The organism is Cellvibrio sp. UBA7671 (genome assembly GCA_002483145.1).
GTDB lineage: Bacteria > Pseudomonadota > Gammaproteobacteria > Pseudomonadales > Cellvibrionaceae > Cellvibrio > Cellvibrio fibrivorans.
The window spans coordinates 546990-568284 of the sequence record DLHJ01000016.1 but is presented as its reverse complement, the minus strand read 5'-3'; the positions used below and the strand labels follow the sequence as shown (position 1 = coordinate 568284).

General features: G+C 49.9%; 20 protein-coding genes. 10 read left to right on the top strand and 10 right to left on the bottom strand.

Features of this window, described 5'->3' with window-relative positions; genetic code table 11:
* Positions 1–9 precede the first annotated feature (9 nt).
* From B4E62_RS18265 to B4E62_RS18240, 6 genes are all read left to right on the top strand, one after another.
* Positions 10–999, top strand: a complete 990-nt coding sequence (locus tag B4E62_RS18265) for a stage II sporulation protein M (protein ID WP_331353063.1) — start codon at positions 10–12, stop codon at positions 997–999.
* Positions 996–2615 (top strand): DUF4129 domain-containing protein, encoded by a 1620-nt coding sequence (locus B4E62_RS18260; RefSeq protein WP_331353062.1) that lies wholly within the window; start codon positions 996–998, stop codon positions 2613–2615. Before B4E62_RS18265 ends, B4E62_RS18260 begins: the two co-directional genes overlap by 4 nt.
* Positions 2612–4153, top strand: coding sequence for a DUF4350 domain-containing protein (locus tag B4E62_RS18255; RefSeq protein ID WP_331353061.1), 1542 nt, complete (start codon positions 2612–2614; stop codon positions 4151–4153). The genes B4E62_RS18260 and B4E62_RS18255 overlap by 4 nt, the downstream gene beginning before the upstream one ends.
* Positions 4146–5174: a MoxR family ATPase gene (locus tag B4E62_RS18250; protein ID WP_331353060.1), complete on the top strand. Its 1029-nt coding sequence runs from the start codon at positions 4146–4148 to the stop codon at positions 5172–5174. Before B4E62_RS18255 ends, B4E62_RS18250 begins: the two co-directional genes overlap by 8 nt.
* A 22-nt stretch (positions 5175–5196) precedes the next feature.
* A complete protein-coding gene (locus B4E62_RS18245) occupies positions 5197–6531 on the top strand; it encodes a DUF58 domain-containing protein (protein ID WP_331353059.1) in 1335 nt (444 codons plus the stop codon).
* A 92-nt stretch (positions 6532–6623) separates the two neighbouring features.
* Positions 6624–7295, top strand: a complete 672-nt coding sequence (locus B4E62_RS18240) for a hypothetical protein (protein ID WP_310067275.1) — start codon at positions 6624–6626, stop codon at positions 7293–7295.
* 199 nt (positions 7296–7494) lie between these two features.
* Here the strand turns inward: B4E62_RS18240 and B4E62_RS18235 are convergent, their stop codons facing one another.
* From B4E62_RS18235 to B4E62_RS18190, 10 genes are all read right to left on the bottom strand, one after another.
* Positions 7495–8220 carry a DUF805 domain-containing protein gene (locus B4E62_RS18235; RefSeq protein WP_310067276.1) on the bottom strand — a complete coding sequence of 242 codons (726 nt, stop codon included), beginning with the start codon at positions 8218–8220 and terminating at the stop codon, positions 7495–7497.
* 235 nt (positions 8221–8455) lie between these two features.
* Positions 8456–9670 carry a D-alanyl-D-alanine carboxypeptidase family protein gene (locus B4E62_RS18230; protein ID WP_310067277.1) on the bottom strand — a complete coding sequence of 405 codons (1215 nt, stop codon included), beginning with the start codon at positions 9668–9670 and terminating at the stop codon, positions 8456–8458.
* Positions 9671–9784: 114 nt separating this feature from the next.
* The gene (locus B4E62_RS18225) at positions 9785–10693 is read right to left on the bottom strand and encodes a septal ring lytic transglycosylase RlpA family protein (protein WP_331353058.1); all 909 of its coding nucleotides are present in this window, start codon (positions 10691–10693) and stop codon (positions 9785–9787) included.
* The gene (gene mltB, locus B4E62_RS18220; RefSeq protein WP_331353057.1) at positions 10693–11733 is read right to left on the bottom strand and encodes a lytic murein transglycosylase B; all 1041 of its coding nucleotides are present in this window, start codon (positions 11731–11733) and stop codon (positions 10693–10695) included. The genes B4E62_RS18225 and mltB overlap by 1 nt, the downstream gene beginning before the upstream one ends.
* Before the next feature lie 49 nt (positions 11734–11782).
* Complete coding sequence (gene rodA, locus B4E62_RS18215; RefSeq protein WP_310067285.1) at positions 11783–12937, bottom strand: rod shape-determining protein RodA; 1155 nt, start codon at positions 12935–12937, stop codon at positions 11783–11785.
* Positions 12930–14975 carry a penicillin-binding protein 2 gene (gene mrdA / locus B4E62_RS18210; RefSeq protein WP_331353056.1) on the bottom strand — a complete coding sequence of 682 codons (2046 nt, stop codon included), beginning with the start codon at positions 14973–14975 and terminating at the stop codon, positions 12930–12932. Before mrdA ends, rodA begins: the two co-directional genes overlap by 8 nt.
* A gap of 73 nt (positions 14976–15048) precedes the next feature.
* Complete coding sequence (rlmH, locus tag B4E62_RS18205; RefSeq protein ID WP_331353055.1) at positions 15049–15525, bottom strand: 23S rRNA (pseudouridine(1915)-N(3))-methyltransferase RlmH; 477 nt, start codon at positions 15523–15525, stop codon at positions 15049–15051.
* Positions 15526–15537: 12 nt separating this feature from the next.
* A complete protein-coding gene (rsfS, locus tag B4E62_RS18200) occupies positions 15538–15885 on the bottom strand; it encodes a ribosome silencing factor (protein WP_310067292.1) in 348 nt (115 codons plus the stop codon).
* Positions 15886–15948: 63 nt separating this feature from the next.
* Positions 15949–16584 carry a nicotinate-nucleotide adenylyltransferase gene (gene nadD, locus B4E62_RS18195; RefSeq protein ID WP_331353054.1) on the bottom strand — a complete coding sequence of 212 codons (636 nt, stop codon included), beginning with the start codon at positions 16582–16584 and terminating at the stop codon, positions 15949–15951.
* A 6-nt stretch (positions 16585–16590) separates the two neighbouring features.
* The gene (locus tag B4E62_RS18190; protein WP_310069403.1) at positions 16591–17844 is read right to left on the bottom strand and encodes a glutamate-5-semialdehyde dehydrogenase; all 1254 of its coding nucleotides are present in this window, start codon (positions 17842–17844) and stop codon (positions 16591–16593) included.
* A 253-nt stretch (positions 17845–18097) separates the two neighbouring features.
* Between B4E62_RS18190 and B4E62_RS18185 the strand changes: the two genes are divergently transcribed.
* The 4 genes from B4E62_RS18185 to B4E62_RS18170 all read left to right on the top strand — a co-directional run bounded on the left by B4E62_RS18185 (position 18098) and on the right by B4E62_RS18170 (position 21266).
* The gene (locus B4E62_RS18185) at positions 18098–18658 is read left to right on the top strand and encodes a hypothetical protein (protein ID WP_310067296.1); all 561 of its coding nucleotides are present in this window, start codon (positions 18098–18100) and stop codon (positions 18656–18658) included.
* A gap of 100 nt (positions 18659–18758) precedes the next feature.
* Positions 18759–19136 carry a hypothetical protein gene (locus tag B4E62_RS18180; protein ID WP_310067298.1) on the top strand — a complete coding sequence of 126 codons (378 nt, stop codon included), beginning with the start codon at positions 18759–18761 and terminating at the stop codon, positions 19134–19136.
* Between the two features lie 56 nt (positions 19137–19192).
* Complete coding sequence (locus tag B4E62_RS18175; RefSeq protein WP_310067301.1) at positions 19193–19870, top strand: response regulator transcription factor; 678 nt, start codon at positions 19193–19195, stop codon at positions 19868–19870.
* Between the two features lie 4 nt (positions 19871–19874).
* A complete protein-coding gene (locus tag B4E62_RS18170) occupies positions 19875–21266 on the top strand; it encodes an ATP-binding protein (protein WP_331353053.1) in 1392 nt (463 codons plus the stop codon).
* Positions 21267–21295: the final 29 nt, after the last annotated feature.

The window sequence follows — 21295 nt, the reverse complement described above, 5'->3', positions numbered from 1 at the left end:
GACGATGACATGAAACAAGGACAATTCGAACAACTCTACCAACCACTCTGGCATGTGATGGAGCTGGAAATTATCGAGCTGGAAAAACCCGACGGCCGCCTCAAGGGCAGTGAACTGGCGAGTTTTGCCAGCCGCTATCGTCGCCTCTGCCATTTCCACGCGCTCGCAAAAGATCGCCACTACTCCAGTCATTTGGTGGATAAACTCGGCGATTTAGTCGTGCGCGGCCACCAGCAGTTGTATCGCCGCAAACAACCCTTTATGCAGCAATTCACCAGTTTTATTGTGGCGGGATTTCCGCGCTTGGTGCGCGAGCAACAACGCTACGTTTGGTGGGCAACTGCATTACTTTACGTTCCGGGGCTGCTGATGTTTTTGGCAATCCTGTGGCAGCCGGATTTGGTCTACACGGTCACCGCGCCCGAACAAGTCAGTTCATTTGAAAGCATGTACGATCCGGAAAATCGCACGCTCGGCAGCGCGCGGGAATCCGACACCAATGTGCAGATGTTTGGTTTTTATATCAGCAACAATATCAGCGTTGCGTTCCGCACCTTTGCATCGGGAATTGTATTTGGTGTCGGCTCGATTTTTTTTCTCGTTTACAACGGCTTGTTAATGGGCGCAGTCGCTGGGCATTTGACCAACGCCGAATTCACGCAAACTTTTTTTACCTTTGTCGTCGGTCACGGCAGTTTTGAATTGACGGCTATTTGCATCGCCGGTGCCGCGGGTTTAAAACTCGGCTACGCATTGCTGGCACCAGGCAACCTCACGCGCAAAGAATCGCTCAAACGCGCCAGCCTCATCGCCATCCAACTGGTGTATGGTGTGATTATCATGCTAGTGATCGCCGCTTTTATCGAAGCTTTTTGGTCGTCCAATAACATCCTTATGCCCTGGCAAAAATATTTGGTCGGCGGATTTTTGTGGGCGCTGGTGATTGGCTACCTGGTTTTCAGCGGGCGCAGTTTGCGTGGTGAGCGAGGTCAGGGATGAATCTGGATCAAGTCACATTGGAAATTCGCCCGCGCAGTGCATGGGAAGCGGTTGACCTCGGTTTGTTGATGGCCAAACGCTGGTGGCTGCCGATGATAAAAATCTGGCTGCTGGTGAGTTTTCCCTTTTTTATATTTACGCTGCTGATTCCCGACAATTGGTTTTGGGTGGGAGCACTCTTTATGTGGTGGCTCAAACCAGTTTTGGAACGCCCGCTATTACATATCCTCAGCCACGCGGTATTTAATGACCTGCCGGATACACGCAGCACCTTCAAATTATTTCCATCGCTCGCCTTGAAGCAAATTTTTTCCAGCCTGACATGGAGAAGACTCAGTCCAACCCGCAGTATGGATTTACCGGTCTTGCAACTGGAAGGATTAAGTGGTGCCCGCCGTCAGGATCGTTTGGGAGTATTGCATCGCGAAGATTCATCGCCTGCCAGCTGGATGAGTTTTATGGGGCTCGCGTTGGAAATATTTTTATGGATCGGCATTATCAGTTTTATCTGGGCGCTGATCCCGCGTGAAATTGATATCGAATGGGCGAATTTCTTTTTTGATCAGGAATCTTCCAACTTGCATCTGCTGCAATTATCCATCTGGTATCTCGCACTCAGCCTCACAGCGCCCTTTTATGTCGCCTGTGGATTTGCACTCTATTTAAATCGCCGCATTAAATTAGAGGCTTGGGATATTGATATTGCTTTCCGCCGCATTGCCAACAAACGCAGCAAGGTTAACATTCTGCCCTCATTACTTTTGACGCTGGCGCTTGGGCTAAGTATTTTTGCCTTCGATGCGCAGCGCATCGCCTATGCTGATGAACAATTGCCGGCGGTAGCGGAATCTGTAGAAACCAGTGAGGAATACTCCGGCGAAGCAGTGATCGATAAACCGCTCGGTGAATTCACTGAAATTGATCGCAACCAGGCGCAGGAATCCATCAAAGCCGTATTGCAACAAACTGAATTCAGCCGCAAGGAAATGCAGCGCACATTGAAATTCGATGAACCAGAAGAGGATGAAGAAACATCAACTTTCTGGAAAAAGTTTTTTAAATTTCTGGCCAATTTTGAAGGGTTTGTCGCCGCCGCCAGTTTACTGGAGATACTCTTATGGCTCGCCGTACTTGCCTTGATCGGTTTTGTTTTTTATCGCTATCGTCATTGGCTGGCCGCGCAGTTTGTACGGATTAAACCTACACCCGCTCCCAAAGCAAAACCGGTAACCCTGTTCGGGATGGATGTGACCCGCGAATCCCTGCCGGAAGATATCAGTACCAATGCACTCAAACTTCTGCAAGCAGGCGATATGCGCGCAGCACTCGCCCTGCTCTATCGCGCCAGCTTGTTTCATTTGGTTCATAGCGGCGTGGATATTCACGATGGCCATACCGAGCGCGAATGCGCTGAACTAATGCGTGAATATTTTGCAAAGAATAGCGCTGCGCAAACACGCGTTGCTTATTTTGTTGCGCTTACCCGTGAATGGCAGCGGCTGGCCTATGGCCATTTATTGCCTACGGCAGAGAAGGCGCAATATTTATGTGTGAATTGGAATAGCTGCTGGCTACAGCAAAGCAACAACGCAAACACACAGGGAGCTGCCGAGTGAGTGACGCAAAAAAATCGCTAACCCCTATGCAGCGCGGATTGATAATCGGTGCGTTGGCTACTGTCTTGGCCGGCTTGGGCTATTGGTGGTACACCACACTGGAGTGGGAAGAGAATGAAATCGATCTAGGCTATTCAAAAGAAGCGCGCCAAAACGATTTTCTTGCCGCTGAAATTTTCTTGCGTAAACAGGGCGTGCAAGCCACTACAGTAAAAAACCTGAGCCTGTTGGATAAACATTCCTGGCGCAACCTCAAACTGGGTGCACAAGACACCATTGTGATTATCAACGGCTATAAAACGCTGACTCAGGAACGTTACGACTCGCTCTATGAATGGGTGGAAGCGGGCGGCACCCTGATTACCTCAACACAAAATCCGTTTATCGGCACCCACACCAGTGAAGAAGATTTGTTGCTCAACGATTTTAATATCGAGCTGGAACCAGAAGAAACTGATGCTGACACCCGTGACCTGCTGGAGAAGCTTGCAGACGGTTTTGACGAGGAAACTGACGAATCCGATGATGAAAATTCTGATACAGAAAAAGCGGATGACAAGCAGGACACATCTCTTGAAAAACCACCAACTGAAGATACAGAAGAAAAAACACTAGCAGAAAAATCGAGCGATAAAAAAACCAACAAGAAAAATGGGAAAGCCAAAAAAGACGAAAAACCGGAAAACTATTATCGCTGTAGCATGAAAGAAACACCTACCGCAATTGAGTTTGCCGACGAAGAAAAACCATTGAATTTTGATTTCAGTCGCCGCAGCCAATTTATCTATTATGCCTATATCGCGCACGACGATGCAGAGGAAGATACAGAGAGCAGTGAAACACCATCAGAAGAAGACCTCACCGTTGAGGTTGAGGAAGATACTGAAGCTGTAGATGCAGAAGAAACGGATGAGGAAGATCATCACTACGATGAAAAACGTGAGCACCTGCTCTACTTTGATATAGGGGAAGGCTCAGTCACCATCACCAGTGACAACACTATTTGGGCAAACCAGCGCATTGACTGTCACGACCACGCCTATGGGTTATGGCGGTTGGTAAATCCAGATGGCCGTGTATGGTTTTTAATTAATCAGGATGCCCCATCGCTCGCCGCGATTTTATGGCGCAATGCCAGCTACGGTGTCATCGCCGGAATGATTGCACTGGTTTTGTGGCTCTGGGCACTCAGCGTGCGTTTTGGTCCGGTATTGGTTATTGAACAAAGCGGGCGCCGCAGCCTTGCCGAACATATTTATGCCAGCGCCATGCTGCTCTGGCGCAAACAGCAGCACCCGCAACTACTCAATGTATTGCGCAAAGAAATTCTGGAGCGGTTGGATGAGCAGCATCCCAATCTGGATCAAGCATCAGGTGAACAGCGCCTTGAATTTTTACACCAACTAACCGGCATTGCCCAAGCCGATATTAAACAAGCTCTTTTCGCCGACGGCCTGCACCATCCCCAGGAATTTGCCGCAGCGATTGCACATTTGCAAACTATCAGAAAGCAACTTTCAGGAAGCAATTATGACTGAGTCAATTAGCAACAACGACAGCATTGAAACCAACAAAGCAACGGACGCCGATGAGAGTTTGCAAAATCGTTTGCAGCAGGCAAGTACCGTTGCCAACAATTTACTGAATGAAATTAAAAAAGTCTTGATTGGCCAAGATGCTGTAATCGAACAAGTATTGATTGCTCTGATCGCACGCGGCCACGTATTAATTGAAGGTGTACCCGGACTGGGTAAAACGCTCTTGGTACGCAGCCTTGCCAAATGTTTTGGCGGGCAATTTTCACGCGTGCAATTTACGCCCGATTTAATGCCCAGCGATGTCACTGGCCATGCGATGTTTAATATGGCCAAACAAGAATTTGAAATCCGCAAAGGTCCTGCATTTACTAATTTATTACTCGCTGACGAAATCAACCGCGCGCCCGCAAAAACCCAAGCGGCATTGCTTGAGGTAATGCAAGAAGGACAAATCACTATTGAAGGCGAATCATTCAAAACCGGTGAACCTTTTATGGTGCTCGCAACACAAAACCCGATAGAGCAGGAAGGTACTTATCCGCTGCCGGAAGCAGAACTTGATCGCTTTATGTTGAAGGTGATTATTGATTACCCAAGTGAGAGCGATGAGCAATTTATGTTGCGCCAGGTAACTTCACAATCACAAGGCGGTTTTGGTCTGGAGCATATCCGCACATTATTAAAACCAGCACATGTGTTAAGCCTGCAAAAAATTGCCGAGCAAATAACCGTAGACGAACAAATTTTGCAATACGTAGTAAAACTGGTTCGCGCTACACGCAGCTGGTCTGGTATTTCACGCGGCGCTGGCCCCCGCGCTTGTATCGCCCTGCTCTCTGCAGCCCGCGCATATGCTCTGCTCAACAATAATTCGTTTGTAACACCGGATGATGTGAAAAAAATGTTTATCCCGGCACTGCGTCACCGGATTTTGTTATCACCGGAATTGGCGATTGAAGGCATCGCTGCCGAGCGGATTCTGCATAATATTTTGTTGCAGGTTGAAGCTCCGAGACATTGATTCCCTTACTGAAAAAAATATTATGCGCAGAACATGGATTCCCAGTACACGTTTGATAACTGCCTTCGCGCTGCTTGCAGCGCTGGTATTTATCAACGCCTTTAGCGCCCATTATTTTAAATGGAGCGCCGCTGCGTATTTGCCGCAGGGATTATTTATTGCTGTAACAGTTATCGCATTACTCGACTGGCTATTATCACGCCGCTTGCCGCCGGTAGAAATTACGCGCGAATTACCCGGCAACCTTGCGGTTGATAAATGGACCGAAGTAAAACTGCGCATTCGCCATCAATTTACCGACAAGGTAAACATCCAGATTTTTGATGGCGTACCTGCAGATGCCAACTACGAAAACTTACCGCTGCGCATTGAGTTGGAACCCAACAAAATCAGCACCAACCATTACTCATTGCGTCCACTGGTGCGGGGCTCACTGCAATTGGATAAAACCCATATCCAATTTAAAAGCCCATTGGGTTTATGGCATATCCGTTATTGGGCCGGTGAGACAACTACCGCCAAAGTATTTCCGGATTTTGTCGCCATCGCCAACTACGCCATTCTCGCCACCGAAAATCACACCAGCCAAATTGGTATTAAAAGGAAACAGCGCCGTGGTGCGGGCATGGAATTTCACCAGCTGCGCGAATATCGCCAGGGCGACAGTTTGCGCCAATTGGATTGGAAAGCGACATCGCGTCGGCAGAAATTAATTGCACGCGATTATCAAGATGAACGCGACCAACAAATTGTATTGATGATCGACAGCGGCCGTCGTATGCGTGCGAAAGATGATGAACTCAGCCATTTCGACCACGCGCTCAACTCAATGCTATTGGTGAGTTACATCGCATTGCGCCAAGGCGATAACGTGAGCCTGATGAGTTTCGGCAACCAACACCGCTGGATTCCGCCACAAAAAGGAGTTGAACGAGTCAAAGTATTGCTCAACGGCATTTACGATTTGCACGCAAACCAATCCACTGCGGATTACATTACCGCCGCAGAAAAACTCGCCCGCCTCCAACCAAAACGCTCGCTGATCATTTTAGTTACCAACTCGCGCGATGAAGACAACAGCGAATTGTTGCTTGCCGTCAACCTGCTCAAGAAACGCCATCTGGTAATGGTCGCCAACATCCGCGAACAAGTGCTCGACCAACTCAATGACGCTCCAGTGCAAACTTTTGATGATTCCCTCAATTATGCCGGTGTCCGTCGTTTTTTACATGAACGTCGCGATTCCCACCGCAAACTCACTGCCGCTGGTGTTTATGCAATTGACTGCACCGCCAACGAATTAGCAGTGCGTGTCGCGAATGCGTATTTGGAAATTAAGAGTACTGGGATTTTGTAGACATACTCACAAGAATACTACCCAGCAATTCATTTCGCTAATTGTTTACCGAAAATTTAACAACAAAAGACCTAAGAATTAACACAGAAAATATGAATAATTCATTACCACTTATCGCGGACGCTTGGCGTTTTTTCAAAAACAACTTGGCTAGTATTATTGCCCTAATCATGCCATTAATAATGGCCGTTAGCACTTTTTCTGCTGCTATCGCTCACTACGCGAGAGATATTGAATACATTGAATATCTCGCCATGCTTCCATACATGTTGACATTCCCCATATACCAATGCGTATTTATTCTTTACATGTCTTCTGTAATAAGTGGTGAATTCTTACAGAGAAAACAATACTACCAACTAGCACTTAAACTTTGGCTTCCTATTGTTGGGCTTTATATTATTGCGACAATCGCGATCCTAACTGGACTTTTACTACTTATAGTCCCTGCCATTATTGTCATGATTCGTATTTCATTTTCGGAGTTTTATTGCATTCTTTATAAAAGATCACCAGTTGATGCTTTTAGATTGAGCTGGAAAGCAACTAAAGAGTATCAGGGAATAATATTCGCCGGTTTTATCATTATATGGCTCGCGACAAATGTTCCGTTTTGGTTTATTAAGAGAACCTTTTATAACATGGACTTTTGGAATCCCATCACTATCGCCCTATACCATGCAGCAGAATCACTATTTGCTATTTTATTAACAATATTCAACTTCAGAATTTTCACATTACTGCCAGAAAAACCAGATAACTAAAATCCACTCAGGATGAGTTACCTTCGAGTCTCAATGCGAATAATTATATTTTTTCAATAGCTAGCGAACTATGGAGTTAGAAAACCGACAAGCCATTATTGCAAGTAATATTGCTGACTCATTGTGCTCACTTAGATACCTGTAAATTTCCCTATAAAAAAGGCAGCCGAAGCTGCCTTATTTTTAAACCAGAAGTAATTTACTGCGGTGTTTCGGATTCAGTTGCTTCGATTACTTCTGCTTCCGCAGCATCAATCGCGTCATCTTCGATTACTTCGTCTTCTACAGATTCATATGACACACCCTCTTCGACGGTTTCCTCGCTGTAAGTGGTGTCTTCAACTGCCCCCTCTTCTGTGTATTCAGTTGGGTAAGCATCAGTTTGGGATTGGTCGTACTGGCCGCTGAAATCCTGTTGCATTGCTTGCATGTATTGGTTGTACGCTGGTAACGCGAAAGCCAAAATCAACACCAATGCCACTACAGGGAAACCAAGTGCTACAACCCAGTGCCAGGTTTTATTCGGCGGAGTTTGCAGGCCGTAATTGTTGCGGCCGGGAGTACCTTTGAAGAAGATCAAAATAATGAGCAAATAAATATTTGCAAAAGGTACTAACGCAAGCAACCACATCCAACCGGTTTTATTCAAATCATGCAAACGCTGGATCATCACGATAACGCTGAACACCAACAATCCAATATAGGCAACAGCCATAATAGGCACGCCCACCCATGGAGACACAAATGCAAACAGACCGCCACCCACAGCTAAAATTGCGTAAAAGCCTATCGCAAATAATGCACCGTGAGCCCAATAGCGCAGACGGTTAATACGTGAGGAAGGAGAGAAAAACTTGATCTCGCCAACGGCTTGATCATCAGTGGTCAATTGACCTTCGGGGGTTTGGTAGGGATTAGTAGACACAAAAAGCTCCTTGATTTGTTATTTCTGAGTAAGTTGATGTGAACATCTGAGCCGCTTCACCGCAGCACATCAACAAATCAAAACAATACCGGAGTCAACTGGAACAGCAATACCTGTATTGTCGGAATTGCTGAAGCCGATCAATTCTTAACGAACTGGAGGAGAGAGATTCAGAGGTTCCGGGAGTTGCCTGCGCACCCAAACAGAGCAACTACCAACGGATTGATTCTAGCGATCAGCTGAATAAATTGCGAAAGAATAATTTCAAATTGTCGAGTAGACGCGCAAAAAATCCGGCTTCTTCGACTGCTTGCAGCGCAACAATCGGGGTATTCACCAACAATTGGCCATCCAGCTCAACGGTGAGGTTGCCCAACTCCTGTCCGACAGCAATCGGGGCTTTAATGATTTCATTGATATGCATTTTTGCTTGCAGTGATTGCTCGCGGCCTTTGGGTAAGGTCAGCACAATATTATTAGGGATGCCGAGTGTGACTTCCTGGGTTTTACCTGCCCACACGCGCGAACTACTCACCTGCTGACCCGCTTGATAAAGTTGGGTGGTCTGGAAGTAGCGGAATCCATAAGCCAGTAATTTTTGTGTTTCGGCAGCGCGCGCACTTTCACTTTCGGTGCCCATCACCACAGCAATAAAACGGGTGTTTTCACGTTTAGACGATGCCACTAAGCAATAACCCGCTTCCTCCGTGTGGCCGGTTTTTAAGCCGTCAACAGTCTCGTCGCGGTTCAACAATAAATTGCGGTTGGGTTGACGAATGTTGTTATAGAAAAAATATTTCTCGGCGTAGATCGGATAGTGAGTTGGATGATCATTAATGATCGCACGCGCAAGCACCGCCAAATCTTTTGCCGTAGTCAAGTGACCTTCTGCCGGCCATCCAGTTGAGTTTTCAAAATGGGTATTGACCATACCCAACTGCGCTGCAGTTTGGTTCATTTTATCGACAAAGGCATCTTCATTGCCGGACACATATTCAGCGAGCGCTACGGTTGCATCGTTGCCCGATTGGATAATCACACCGCGCAATAAATCGATAACTGACACTTGTGTGCCTTCTTTTACATACATGCGTGAGCCGCCCATTTTCCAGGCTTTTACGCTGATGTTCACCATAGCATCTTCGGTGATGCGGCCTTTTTCAATTTCATCAACCACCAAATAACTGGACATCATTTTGGTGAGGCTCGCAGGAGGTAAACGCTGTTCAGAATTGCTCTCGGCCACAATGCTGCCAGTAGTAGCATCAACCAAAATAAAACCGGTCGCAGCCAATTGGGGCGCTGCAGGAATAACCACTGGCTTTTGTTCGACAACCTGTCCAGGAGTCGGCGTAGGCAAAGTGGCAGATGGAACTGGTGCAGCTGGCTGCTGTGCAAAGGTGAGGCCTGAACTGACCAGCAGGACACTGGCTAATAATTTTTTAATCATGGTGGATTAACACTCTGTAAAACGAAATAAAAAAGAAAATTTGAATTCGCGAATTGTAACAGTAAAGCAGCGGCGTGAATCAAACCTGAATCTCAAGTGCAAGCGCTACCGGATTTACTGATAAACCACATGCGCTTCAAAAATTTTAATCCGCGCTAATTGGTCGCGAGCATCTTGCAAACTTTTTGCGTCTTTAAATGGGCCAACGCGCACGCGGTGTACCTGTTTAGGTTGTGCCGCAGATTTAATGATGATCGGATAAGTCAGTTTGCTACCTACACTCGCCGCAAATTGCTGTGCAGAATCTTTTTGGCTGAATGCACCCAACTGTAAATAAGTACCCGCTGGTAATGCCGGCTCAAGATTTTTTGGCGTTTTGCTATCGGCGCGGCGCGGGATGGGCGCCGCATCACCAGGCAATGCAATTTCTACTTCGACCCTGCCAGTGCCAGTTTTATGGATACCAATGCGCTGCGCTGCGGCGTAACTCAAATCCACAATGCGTCCCTGGTGAAAAGGGCCGCGGTCATTAATACGCACAACGACGCTTTTGCCATTATCCAAATTGGTCACGCGCACGTAAGAGGGAATCGGCAAGGTTTTATGTGCACCGGTCATGGCGTACATATCGTAGCGTTCGCCATTGGACGTATTGTGTCCATTAAATTTATTGCCGTACCAGGAAGCGTAACCGCGCTCGCGATAGGAACTTTCATCTTTGATCAGGTGATAGGTTTTGCCGAGCACAGTGTAAGGATTTTTATTGCCTGCCCGGGTGCGTGTTTCATAGCGCGGCACAGCATCGGGCACGTGCGACATATCAATGTCTTCGCTTGGCCCAAAATCCTTATCGTGTTCGTAGCGGCCATCATTGGGGTTGTATGGCTCAGAGGATTTAGTGGGCTTACCGGACTTGGGTTTATTGCCTGAACAGGCCGCCAATAAAACACAGCAAATGAATACCAGTGCGATATTTCTTTTTTGTATTTTATTGGCAGAGCCAGTTCGGGGCATTGATAGCATTAGTGGGCTGCTCCCGCAGATGGTTTATCGATGTTACGCATCGCTTGTTTGATATCAAGGCTTAAATCGTACACTGCCATGGCGTACATGGGGCTGCGGTTGTAGCGGGTGATGGTGTAAAAATTCTGCAAACCGAGCCAATATTCCAAGCCATTGGCGCCATCAAATTCAAGCGCGATCGCCGGTGTGTTGCGGGCAATTTTTTTGGCGGATGCGATACCTGCTTTTTTCCATTCACTCACTTTAATACTGGGTGGTTCTACTTTATTGAAAGACTCGTTGGCCAACAGAGTATCGCGCGCTTTGGTCAACCTAGCCGGAACCACAACTGCTTTGCCGGTTTGCCATCCATGCTTTTTGAAATAGTTGGCGACACTGCCAATCGCATCGGTGGGGTTATTCCAGATATCGGTAAAACCATCACCGCTGAAATCGACAGCAAAATTGCGGTAGCTTGACGGCATAAATTGACCATAGCCCATGGCACCTGCATAAGAGCCTTTGAACTCCAGCGGATTGTGTTTTTGCTCGCGCGTGAGAATAAAATAATTCACCAATTCAGAGCGGAAAAATGGCGCGCGCGGCGGATAATCAAACGCAAGGGTGGTGAGCGCATCAATCACATACCAGCTGCCGGTATTTTTGCCGTAGTTAGTTTCCACACCGATAATCGCCACAATAATTTCGGCGGGCACACCATATTCTTTTTCGGCGCGCGTCAGTGCGGCGCGATGCTCATTCCAAAACGCAACACCATTGGTGATGCGCATAGGCACGATAAAAATCGGCCGATATTCTTTCCAGGTTTTGGATTTTTCTGCCGGGCGCGCAATCGCCTCCAAAATCGGTTGACGCTTTTCTGCCTTACTCAACCATTGAGTAATTTCCTCGGCGGTAAAGCCATGCTGCTTTACCATTTCATCGACAAAACCAGCCGCCAGTGGATGCTGACTGTAATCCGCCGCCGCAATAACACTCAGGCTTGCACCCGCTAGAATACTCAGGCATTTTTTTGAAACGCTATAACAGAAAGACAACATAAAACCTCGTTTAACGCATTTTCCTATCCACTAACCGGCGGTATATGGATCAAGACTGGGGGGTCATTACCCGTTTTTTCTCAGTGGCAATTGCCATCAACAAACCGAAACCGGCAAAGAGCGCAACAATCGCCGTGCCGCCCTGGCTGATCAGGGGTAAGGGTACACCGACCACCGGCACTATGCCTGACACCATACCCATATTGACGAACACATAAACAAAAAACGTTGAACTCACAGCCGCAGCGAGCAGACGGCCAAAACTGCTTTGCGAGTTCACCGCAATCATCAAGCCGCGAATAATGACCATCGCGTAAATGGCCAATAAGAGTATCACCCCGAGTAGGCCAAACTCTTCTGACATAACTGCAATAATAAAATCCGTGTGGCCTTCAGGCAGGAAATCCAGGCGCGATTGGGTGCCTTCCATCCAGCCTTTGCCCGACAGGCCACCAGAGCCAATTGCCGTTTTCGACTGGATTATATTCCACCCGGTTCCCAGTGGATCCTGCGTGGGGTCAAGCATGGTCAGCACCCGCTGGCGCTGGTAATCGTGCAGCATAAAATGCCAGATTGGCCAGAGACTTGCGCCAAACACCACCACGGCAGCAGCGATATAACGCCAGAGCAGGCCGGAGAAAAACAACACCATAATGCCCGAAGTGGCGACCAGGATGGAGGTGCCCAAGTCGGGCTGTTCGATAATCAGGGCTGTGGGTAGACCGATCAACCCGAGCACTATGATGACCTGAGTGAATCGCGGCGGTAAAAAGCCACGGCTGAGGTAGGCCGCAATGGTGATGGGCATGGCGAGTTTCATGATTTCCGATGGCTGGAAACGGAAGCTGCCGATCTGTAGCCAACGCTGGGCGCCCATGGAAATATCGCCAAAAATAGTCACCGCCAGCAATAACAAGACGCCACCCACATAGGCGAAGGGCGCCATGCGCCGCATAAACTCGACCGGAATCTGCGCGACTATAAACATGGTGACGTAGGCAATCATAAAAAAAGTGCCCTGCTTTTCCACGCTCGGCAAGTTGTGCCCACTGGCGCTGTAGAGCACAGTCAGGCCAATCACTGTCAGCAACATCAACAGCAGCAGCAGGAAAAAATCGATATGCAGACGCTCGGCGAGACGCGCGCGGCGGCTGAAAGCACTCGCCGCCTCCGGCATGCGTCGCAGGAAATCCTGTTTACTCATGAGTGGTCTCCAGAACCGCAGCAGACGCAGCTGATGAAGAAGTATCTACAGCTTGCACGGCCGCTTTCGCAGCTAATTCCGCCTCTTTAGCCACCCGCACGGCTTTGCGCTCGGCGATGTAGTTGTTCGCGCGCTTGATAATGGCAGCGTGGTGGAATCCTACAGGTGGAACAAATTCGTCAGCTTTGAGGTAATAACCCAAGAGATGGGCATCCATCATCGCGCGCGCAACTGGTGCGGCTTGGCTCGATCCCCCTTCGGCATTTTCAAGCATCACCGCCACTGCAATTTGCGGTGCCTCAACCGGCGCAAAGGCCACAAACAGGGCGTGGTCGCGATGGCGCTCTTTCAGCAGCGCTGAGTTGTATTTGGCGTTTTGGGCGATCGCTACTACCTGCGCCGTACCCGACTTGCCCGCCATCCGATATTCAGAGCGCTCCGATACCCGCCGCGCCGTGCCGCGTGCACCGTGCATTACCTCTTCCATGCCACCGATAATCGCATCCCAATATTCGGGTTTGGTTTCGAATATCTCATCGACAATCGGCTCATGCACCTGATCACCAATTTTCTGGATAAATTGCGGCCGATAGCGGACACCTCGATTGGCGATAGTGGCAGTCATCACCGCCAATTGCATGGGGGTCGCCAGCACCATGCCCTGCCCAATCGAAATATTGACCGTATCGCCCGGGTACCAAGCTTCGCGCCGTGCCGCACGCTTCCACTCGCGCGAGGGCCACAGGCCTTTGCGTTCGCTGGGAATATCTATGCCGGTGAGGTTACCGAGGCCAAAATGCCCGCCAAAACTACTGATATTGTCGATCCCCATGCGGTTGCCCAGATCCCAGAAGTAGGTATCACAGGATTGGGAAATGGCCGCTTTGAGATCCACCCGGCCATGGCCACCACCGGTTCTGGCCAGCACCCAATCGCGATAGAGACGTGAACTGCCGGGCAAGGTAAATACGCCGCGGTCCGAAATGGCGCGATTGACATCGGTAAACCCCGTATGCAAACCAGCAAGACCAATCACCGGCTTTATAGTTGAACCGGGCGGGTATTGAGCCTGTAAAAAGCGGTTAAACAACGGGGTATCTATGTCCTCATTAAGACTTTTGTAATCGCGATAGCCAATGCCCGTCACAAACAAATTAGGGTCAAAACCGGGGTAGCTCACCGCCGCTAAAACGCCGCCGGTTTTCACATCAATCGCCACTACTGCGCCGCGCCGGCCACGCATGGCAGCGACGGCGGTCTCCTGCATGCGCGCATCCAAATGCAGGCGCAAATCGCTGCCCTGCTTGGAATCTATGCGATCAAGAATGCGCATAACACGACCGCGTGCATTGGTCTCCACGTTCTGGCTGCCAACTTCACCCAGCAACACATCTTCGTAACTCGCCTCGATCCCAATCTTACCGATGGCGTGGGTACCGGAATAACGCTGCAATTGCTCAGGCGTGAACGCATCCACCTCCTTTTCACTGATGCGCCCGGTATAGCCAATCACATGGGCAAACATGTCCTTGTGCGGATAATTGCGGACCAGCTCCGCATTGACCTCTACACCGTCCAGTAAATGCTGATTTACCGCAAGGCGCGCAATTTCTTCTTCAGTGAGACGATAGCGCAGGGGAACTGGGTCGAGTTTATGGCGACGCTGTTTTTGGGCTTTATAGAACTTACCCAAATCCGACGCGCTAATTTCAATCAGGCTTTTAAGCAACTCAATCGTGTTGTTCAATTCGGTGGCATCAGCACTGACAACCGAGAGAGTAAAACTCGCTTTATTATCGGCAAGCAGTTCGCCATTGCGGTCAAAGATCAAACCGCGGGTTGGTGGAACCGGCTGCACGTGTACGCGATTGCGATCAGATTGGGTGGCGTACTCTTCGTAATTGACGATTTGCAAATCGTAATAGCGATACACCAGGATTGACACCAACAGCAGCATAAATACCGCCATCACCACTACGCGGCTGCGAAATATTTTTGCCTCGCGCTGGTGATCTTTAAACTGTTGGGATTCTTGCATGTTCGGGTCGGGAACTCGTATAAATCAAGGTTGATAGTGTTGTAGGTTTTTTAACCTGGCCTTGGCGATATCATTATTTGTGATATGGATGATTTTGCAAAATCGTACAGGCTCGATAAAGTTGCTCGATCACCAAAATGCGCACCAAAGGATGAGGTAAGGTGAGCGGTGAGAGCGACCACTTTATTGTTGCCAGCGCCAAGCACGCCGGCGCCAAACCATCAGGGCCACCGATCAGCAATGAATAATTTGATCCACTCATTTTCCAGCCCGCGAGATTTTCCGCGAGCTGTTCGGTGCTCCAAGGCTTGCCTTTGACCTCAAGTGCAATCACTTGTTCGTCTTTGCCGCCTTTTTCAATCACCGCGAGCATGGCCTCGCCTTCTTTTTCCATCACCTTGGCAATATCGCTATTTTTACTGCGCTGGGCGAGCGGCAATTCCACCATTTCTACCGTGACATCGCGCGGCATACGTTTGGCGTATTCCGCATAGCCAGCTTCAACCCAGTCGGGCATTTTAGTGCCAACAGCGATAATGCGAATGCGCATAGCGACTATTTATCAACCGCTAATGGGTTTGTCACGATTGGCCGGTTTCATCGACCAGAGTTTTTCCAACTCGTAATAATCACGCGCCTCCTGTTGCATCACATGCACCACTGTATCGCCGTAGTCCACCAAAACCCAATCACCGGTTTCCAAACCTTCAATGCCCAAAGCGCGAAAGCCGGCTTTTTTGGTTTCTTCCACCAAGTTTTCAGCTAATGAACGCGAGTGACGGCTGGAGGTACCGCTGGCAATAATCAGGGTGTCCATCACATCGGTGAGTTCGTGCACATCGAGCGTCACTATGTCTTTGCCTTTGAGGTTTTCAAGGGCGTTAATGATCGCTTTGTTTAAATCTGACATTCAGTTACCTATTAATAAAAAATTCAAAAATAAAATGTAAAAAAGATTAATCAAGAGCGCGGCTTATTGATAAAGACCATTGCTGCGAATGTAATTCCACACTCCATCGGGGACCAAAAACTGCGGCGAATTTCCGGCGTGAATTTGCGCGCGAATATCAGTAGCGGAGATGGGCAGTAACCGCTGCTCCAACAACACAATCGCACCCGCTGACTTTTGCGAAATCACCGTGCTATCAGCGCGATTGGATTGCAACAAATCGGCCACTGCTCCCGACTCCGGCAAAAACCAACCCGGACGCGCAACGACTACGATATGTGCCAACTGCAACAATTGCATCCAGTTATGCCAGGTATCGAGCGTCGCAAAACTGTCCATTCCCATACACAAACACAAACTGTTGTGTTCGCCTACTTCAGCACGCAATTCATGCAGGGTGTCGTAAGTATAGGAAGGTTTATCGCGCTGCAATTCGCGCTTATCTATTCGCAATTCCGTGCAGCTTTGCAACGCTATCTCCAGCATGTCCACGCGCTGGCTTGCACTCGCCCCGGGTGTTGGACGATGCGGAGGCAAATAACACGGCAGCAAATGCATTTCATCCAATTGCAGCTGTTGTTTTATTTCCAGTGCGATGCGCAAGTGTCCGATATGGATCGGATCAAACGTACCGCCGAAAATACCTATGCGCTTGCGCATGAGGGGTTACGCACGGATGTGTCCATCGCCAAACACCACCCATTTTTGCGAGGTCAGGCCTTCAAGACCAACCGGGCCGCGCGCATGGATTTTGTCGGTGGAGATCCCAATTTCAGCGCCCAAACCGTATTCAAAACCATCAGCAAAACGGGTTGAGGCATTGACCATTACCGACGCTGAATCTACCTCGGTAATAAAGCGGCGCGCGCGGGTGTAGTCTTCACTGACAATTGCATCGGTATGTTGCGAACTGTATTGGTTGATATGCGCGATGGCTTCATCCAAACCGGACACAATTTTGATCGACAAAATTGGCGCGAGATATTCGGTCGCCCAATCTTCTTCAGTCGCCACATTGGCACTGATCAGATCGCGGGTCTTTTCATCGCCGCGCAGCTCAACACCTTTTTCAGCGTAAGCCGCAGCGAGGCGCGGCAGAATTTGCGCGGCAACTTGCTCATGCACCAGCAAGGTTTCCATCGCATTGCACACACCGTAGCGATGGGTCTTGGCGTTCATGGAAATGGTGAAGGCTTTGTCGAGATCCGCCTTATCGTCAATGTACACATGGCAAATACCATCGAGGTGTTTGATCACCGGTACTTTTGCATCAGTGCTGATACGTTCGATCAAGCCTTTACCACCGCGAGGAACAATCACATCCACAAATTGCGGCATGGTGATCAACTCACCCACAGCTGCGCGGTCTGTGGTTTCCACCACTTGCACCACATCGGCAGGTAAACCAGCCGCTTTCAGACCAGCTTGCAAACAATTGGCGATGGCACGATTGGAATGGATAGCCTCACTGCCGCCACGCAAAATTGCCGCGTTACCGGATTTTAAGCACAGACTCGCCGCATCGATAGTCACGTTGGGGCGCGATTCGTAAATGATCCCCACCACCCCCAAAGGCACGCGCATTTTGCCCACCTGGATGCCGCTCGGGCGATAGCTCATACCGGTGATTTCACCGCAGGGATCAGCGAGCGCCGCGACCTGGCGCAAGCCTTCAATCATGCCGTCGATCGTCGCTGGCTTAACAGCCAAGCGGTCGAGCATGGCGGCATCTAGGCCATTTGCTTTGCCAGCTGCAAGGTCCTTTTGATTTTCCGACACCAGCGTAATACGCGATTTATCCAATTCATTGGCAATCGCCAACAGCGCTTTGTTTTTCAATGCAGTGGGGGCAGCAGCGATCACACGGGAGGCGATACGCGCTTTGCGGCCAAGCTCGGCCATGTACTCTTTAACGTTCAATTCAGACATGAAACAACCTGTTGCGGGCAATTCAGAAAAAATGGCCGCGATTATAACCCGAGTTGCGCACACTTTTGGCGCTGAAGCTGGCTTTATTTCCGCGATTCAGACTCTTTAACGCGGTTTATCCGGATTGCGACGGAACGCACAAGATTGCTCGGTGACATTTCAGTTTTCGTTCATCTTAAAAGGCTTAGTCTGGTTCCACTCCCAACCAACCGGGAGTCACCATCAACCATACGAGATATACATCATGAAAAGCCTGTTATTAATCAGCACCCTGGCCAGCAGCCTGTTGCTGGCTAACAACGCCCTGGCTGATCGCGACCGTCACCATAAGCACAAACACCACGACCACCATCGCCATTCTTACCACGTGGTTGAGTACACCGAATATGCGCGCGTGGTGTCGAGCAGACCGATTTACCGCACCGTCGCTGTAGAAGTACCCATGGATTCCTGCCATGTCGAAACGGTGGCCTACAGCGAGCGTCAACGCGGCGGCGATTCTTTTAAAGGCACCGTAGTGGGTGGCTTGATCGGTGCGGCGATTGGCCATGAAGTTGGCCGCAGCAACCACGCAACTGCTGCCGGTGGCCTAATTGGTGCAGCCATTGGCAACGATGTTGCTGGCGGCAGCCGCCGTGTAACGCGCTATGAAGACCGCGAGGTCTGCAACACGCGTTACCGCACCGAATATGAACGCCAGCTAGTCGGTTATGATGTGACCTACGCCTACGATGACCGTATCTATCACACAGAAACCCGTCATCACCCCGGCGCCCGCATTGTGCATGTGAGAGGCCGTCATTAATCACTCAACGAATTGGCAAAGGTCAAATTGACCTTTGCCAAAACACGGGCGATAGTGAAGGCGTAGAATTTATTTGAATGCCTTCTTGTTGGAATTTGTCATGCTGTACTCAAAAACCTTCCGCGTGCGCCCCGGCCCTTTTCTGCAAACATTCCTTTTGTTGGCAACGCTGCTATTGAGCTGCCAACTGGGTATTGCCCAGTCCAATGACTTGATCGGCAGTGACATGGGGCTTCCCTCCAGTGAACCAGATAACAGCCTGATCGATACTGATACCATTGCCCCGACTGCCCCGGAACCCAAACTCTCGCCCGCTGAAGCCGCCGAATTGGTGCGCAACAAAGTGGGTGGACAAGTCATGAGCGTCAATACGCAGCAAGACGATACCCGCGTGGTCTATGGTGTTAAAGTACTCAACGCCGGGCGCATGCGCGTTATTAATGTCGATGGCCAAACTGGTCAATTGCTCAACCACTAGTAATTCTCTCGATTTAACCACTGCACTTAATCCATCAATAAATCCAGGACCGATCCATGCGTATTTTGATCGTTGAAGATGAAAAACCCCTGCGCGAACAAATTCTCAGCCTGATGGCCACCGAAAAATATGCCTGTGATGCCGCCGCCGATGGCCGCGAAGGCCTGTTCCTCGGCAGCGAATATGACTACGATCTGGCGATCATCGACTTGGGGCTACCGCTGCTAGACGGCACTCAACTGATCCGCGAACTGCGCGCCAAAGAGCGCAACTTCCCCATTTTGATTCTGACCGCACGCGGCAATTGGCAGGACAAAGTTAGTGGCCTGGAAGCCGGTGCCGACGATTACCTGACCAAACCCTTCCACCCGGAAGAGTTGCGCGCGCGCATCCATGCTCTGTTGCGTCGCGCCAGCGGCCATGCCTCCTCAGTCTTGCGCTACGGACCCATCACGATTGATACCAGCGCCAAACGTGTGCACCGCGATGAAACCGAAGTTGAACTCACCAGCTTTGAGTACAACACCCTCACCTATCTCGCCCTACACGCTGGTAAGAACATCTCCAAAAGCGAGCTGACTGAACACCTATATGCGCAGGATTACGACCGCGATAGCAACGTGATCGAAGTATTTGTCGGCCGTTTGCGTAAAAAACTCGATCCGGATGGCAGCTTGAATTTGATCAGCACACAGCGCGGCCTCGGCTACCGGTTCAACCTTGATAAGCAGTAAGCCCGTGATCGCCCGCTTCTCGTCGATTGCCTCGCGCCTGCTGCTGGCATCGGCGCTGCTGCTGCCACTGTTTTTGGGGCTGACCGGCTTCTTCCTTGACCGCGCGTTTGAAAACAGTTTGGAGGTGGCCGAGCGTTCGCGCTTGCGCGGCCACGTCAACCTATTAATGAGCGTGGCTGAACCCATCACCAAAAACGAGAAAATCCACAGTCTGCGCATGCCCGTCACCCTCAGCGACGCCGACTTTGAACATCCCAATTCCGGACTCTATAGCTACATTTTCGACAACCAATCCAAGCTGGTCTGGCGTTCCAACTCGGCAGCCCTGAGCGACCCGCCGGACTACAAACGCATCGCCAAAAGCAACACCCCCGGCAAAATGCTGTTCAGCGAGAAACTGCTGGGCGGCAACCTGCACTTTATCGCGCGCTACACGGTCAAGTGGGAAGATGCACGCGGCACCCCCACTCCATTCCACTTTGTTGTTGCGCACAGTGCCGATGAATACACCGCCGAACTCAAAGCCTACCGCAATGAACTCTGGCGCTGGCTGGGCGCGGCAGGGATTTTTTTATTGATCGCGCAAACGCTGATCCTGCGCTGGGGCCTTCGCCCGCTGGGGAAATTGGCACAGGCGCTAAAAGCGATGCAGAGCGGCGACACCAGCAATATCGCTGGCGAACACCCCAGAGAACTACAAAAAATTGTCGATAACCTCAACCAGGTATTGGAGCGCGAACAGGCCTTGCGCCAGCGTTACCGCAACAGCTTGGCCGACCTCGCCCACAGCCTGAAAACACCGCTGGCCGTGTTGCAAAGCAAGCTGGTTGAAGGTGTGGAATCCGACGGCGAGCTGCAGCAAATTGCCAGCGAACAGGTGGCGCGCATGAACCAGGTCGTGACTTACCAATTGCAGCGAGCGGTCTCCAGCCAGCAAAAAGGCACCTTCCGTCGTACCCGCCTTGAGCCCATCGCGCAGCGGCTATTTGCCGCACTGCAGAAAGTCTATGCACATAAACACATGGAGCAGGAACTGGATTTGGCGCCCAACTCGATAGTTGCAGGCGATGAACAGGATGTAATGGAATTATTCGGCAATATGCTGGAAAACGCCTTTAAATACGGCAATAAACAAGTTCGCGTGCGCTCGTTCGTTGAAGATACCCAACTGCGCATTGATATTGAAGACGACGGCCCCGGTGTTCCCGACGATCAGACTGAGCGGATTCTGGAGCGCGGCCAGCGGCTGGATACCACCATTCCCGGGCAGGGCATTGGCCTTGCCGTCGCCGCCGAAATTGTGCGCAGCTACGAGGGCAACATCAGCATCCACCGCTCGGAACTTGGTGGTGCGCGTTTTAGCGTCTGCCTACCCATTCTTCCCATCAGCAGTTAAAAAGCCTCCTTCACTTATAACCGTTTTGC

Excerpts from the sequence above, each read along its gene's own strand:
- nadD (WP_331353054.1), bottom strand. The coding sequence starts at position 16,584 with ATGCGCAAGCGCATAGGTATTTTCGGCGGTACGTTTGATCCGATCCAT.
- B4E62_RS18185 (WP_310067296.1), top strand. The coding sequence starts at position 18,098 with ATGAAAAGCCTGTTATTAATCAGCACCCTGGCCAGCAGCCTGTTGCTG.
- B4E62_RS18260 (WP_331353062.1), top strand. The coding sequence starts at position 996 with ATGAATCTGGATCAAGTCACATTGGAAATTCGCCCGCGCAGTGCATGG.
- rodA (WP_310067285.1), bottom strand. The coding sequence starts at position 12,937 with ATGAGTAAACAGGATTTCCTGCGACGCATGCCGGAGGCGGCGAGTGCT.
- B4E62_RS18265 (WP_331353063.1), top strand. The coding sequence starts at position 10 with ATGAAACAAGGACAATTCGAACAACTCTACCAACCACTCTGGCATGTG.
- B4E62_RS18180 (WP_310067298.1), top strand. The coding sequence starts at position 18,759 with ATGCTGTACTCAAAAACCTTCCGCGTGCGCCCCGGCCCTTTTCTGCAA.
- rlmH (WP_331353055.1), bottom strand. The coding sequence starts at position 15,525 with ATGCGCATTCGCATTATCGCTGTTGGCACTAAAATGCCCGACTGGGTT.
- mltB (WP_331353057.1), bottom strand. The coding sequence starts at position 11,733 with ATGTTGTCTTTCTGTTATAGCGTTTCAAAAAAATGCCTGAGTATTCTA.
- rsfS (WP_310067292.1), bottom strand. The coding sequence starts at position 15,885 with ATGTCAGATTTAAACAAAGCGATCATTAACGCCCTTGAAAACCTCAAA.
- B4E62_RS18245 (WP_331353059.1), top strand. The coding sequence starts at position 5,197 with ATGCGCAGAACATGGATTCCCAGTACACGTTTGATAACTGCCTTCGCG.
- B4E62_RS18225 (WP_331353058.1), bottom strand. The coding sequence starts at position 10,693 with ATGCTATCAATGCCCCGAACTGGCTCTGCCAATAAAATACAAAAAAGA.
- mrdA (WP_331353056.1), bottom strand. The coding sequence starts at position 14,975 with ATGCAAGAATCCCAACAGTTTAAAGATCACCAGCGCGAGGCAAAAATA.
- B4E62_RS18230 (WP_310067277.1), bottom strand. The coding sequence starts at position 9,670 with ATGATTAAAAAATTATTAGCCAGTGTCCTGCTGGTCAGTTCAGGCCTC.
- B4E62_RS18175 (WP_310067301.1), top strand. The coding sequence starts at position 19,193 with ATGCGTATTTTGATCGTTGAAGATGAAAAACCCCTGCGCGAACAAATT.
- B4E62_RS18240 (WP_310067275.1), top strand. The coding sequence starts at position 6,624 with ATGAATAATTCATTACCACTTATCGCGGACGCTTGGCGTTTTTTCAAA.
- B4E62_RS18250 (WP_331353060.1), top strand. The coding sequence starts at position 4,146 with ATGACTGAGTCAATTAGCAACAACGACAGCATTGAAACCAACAAAGCA.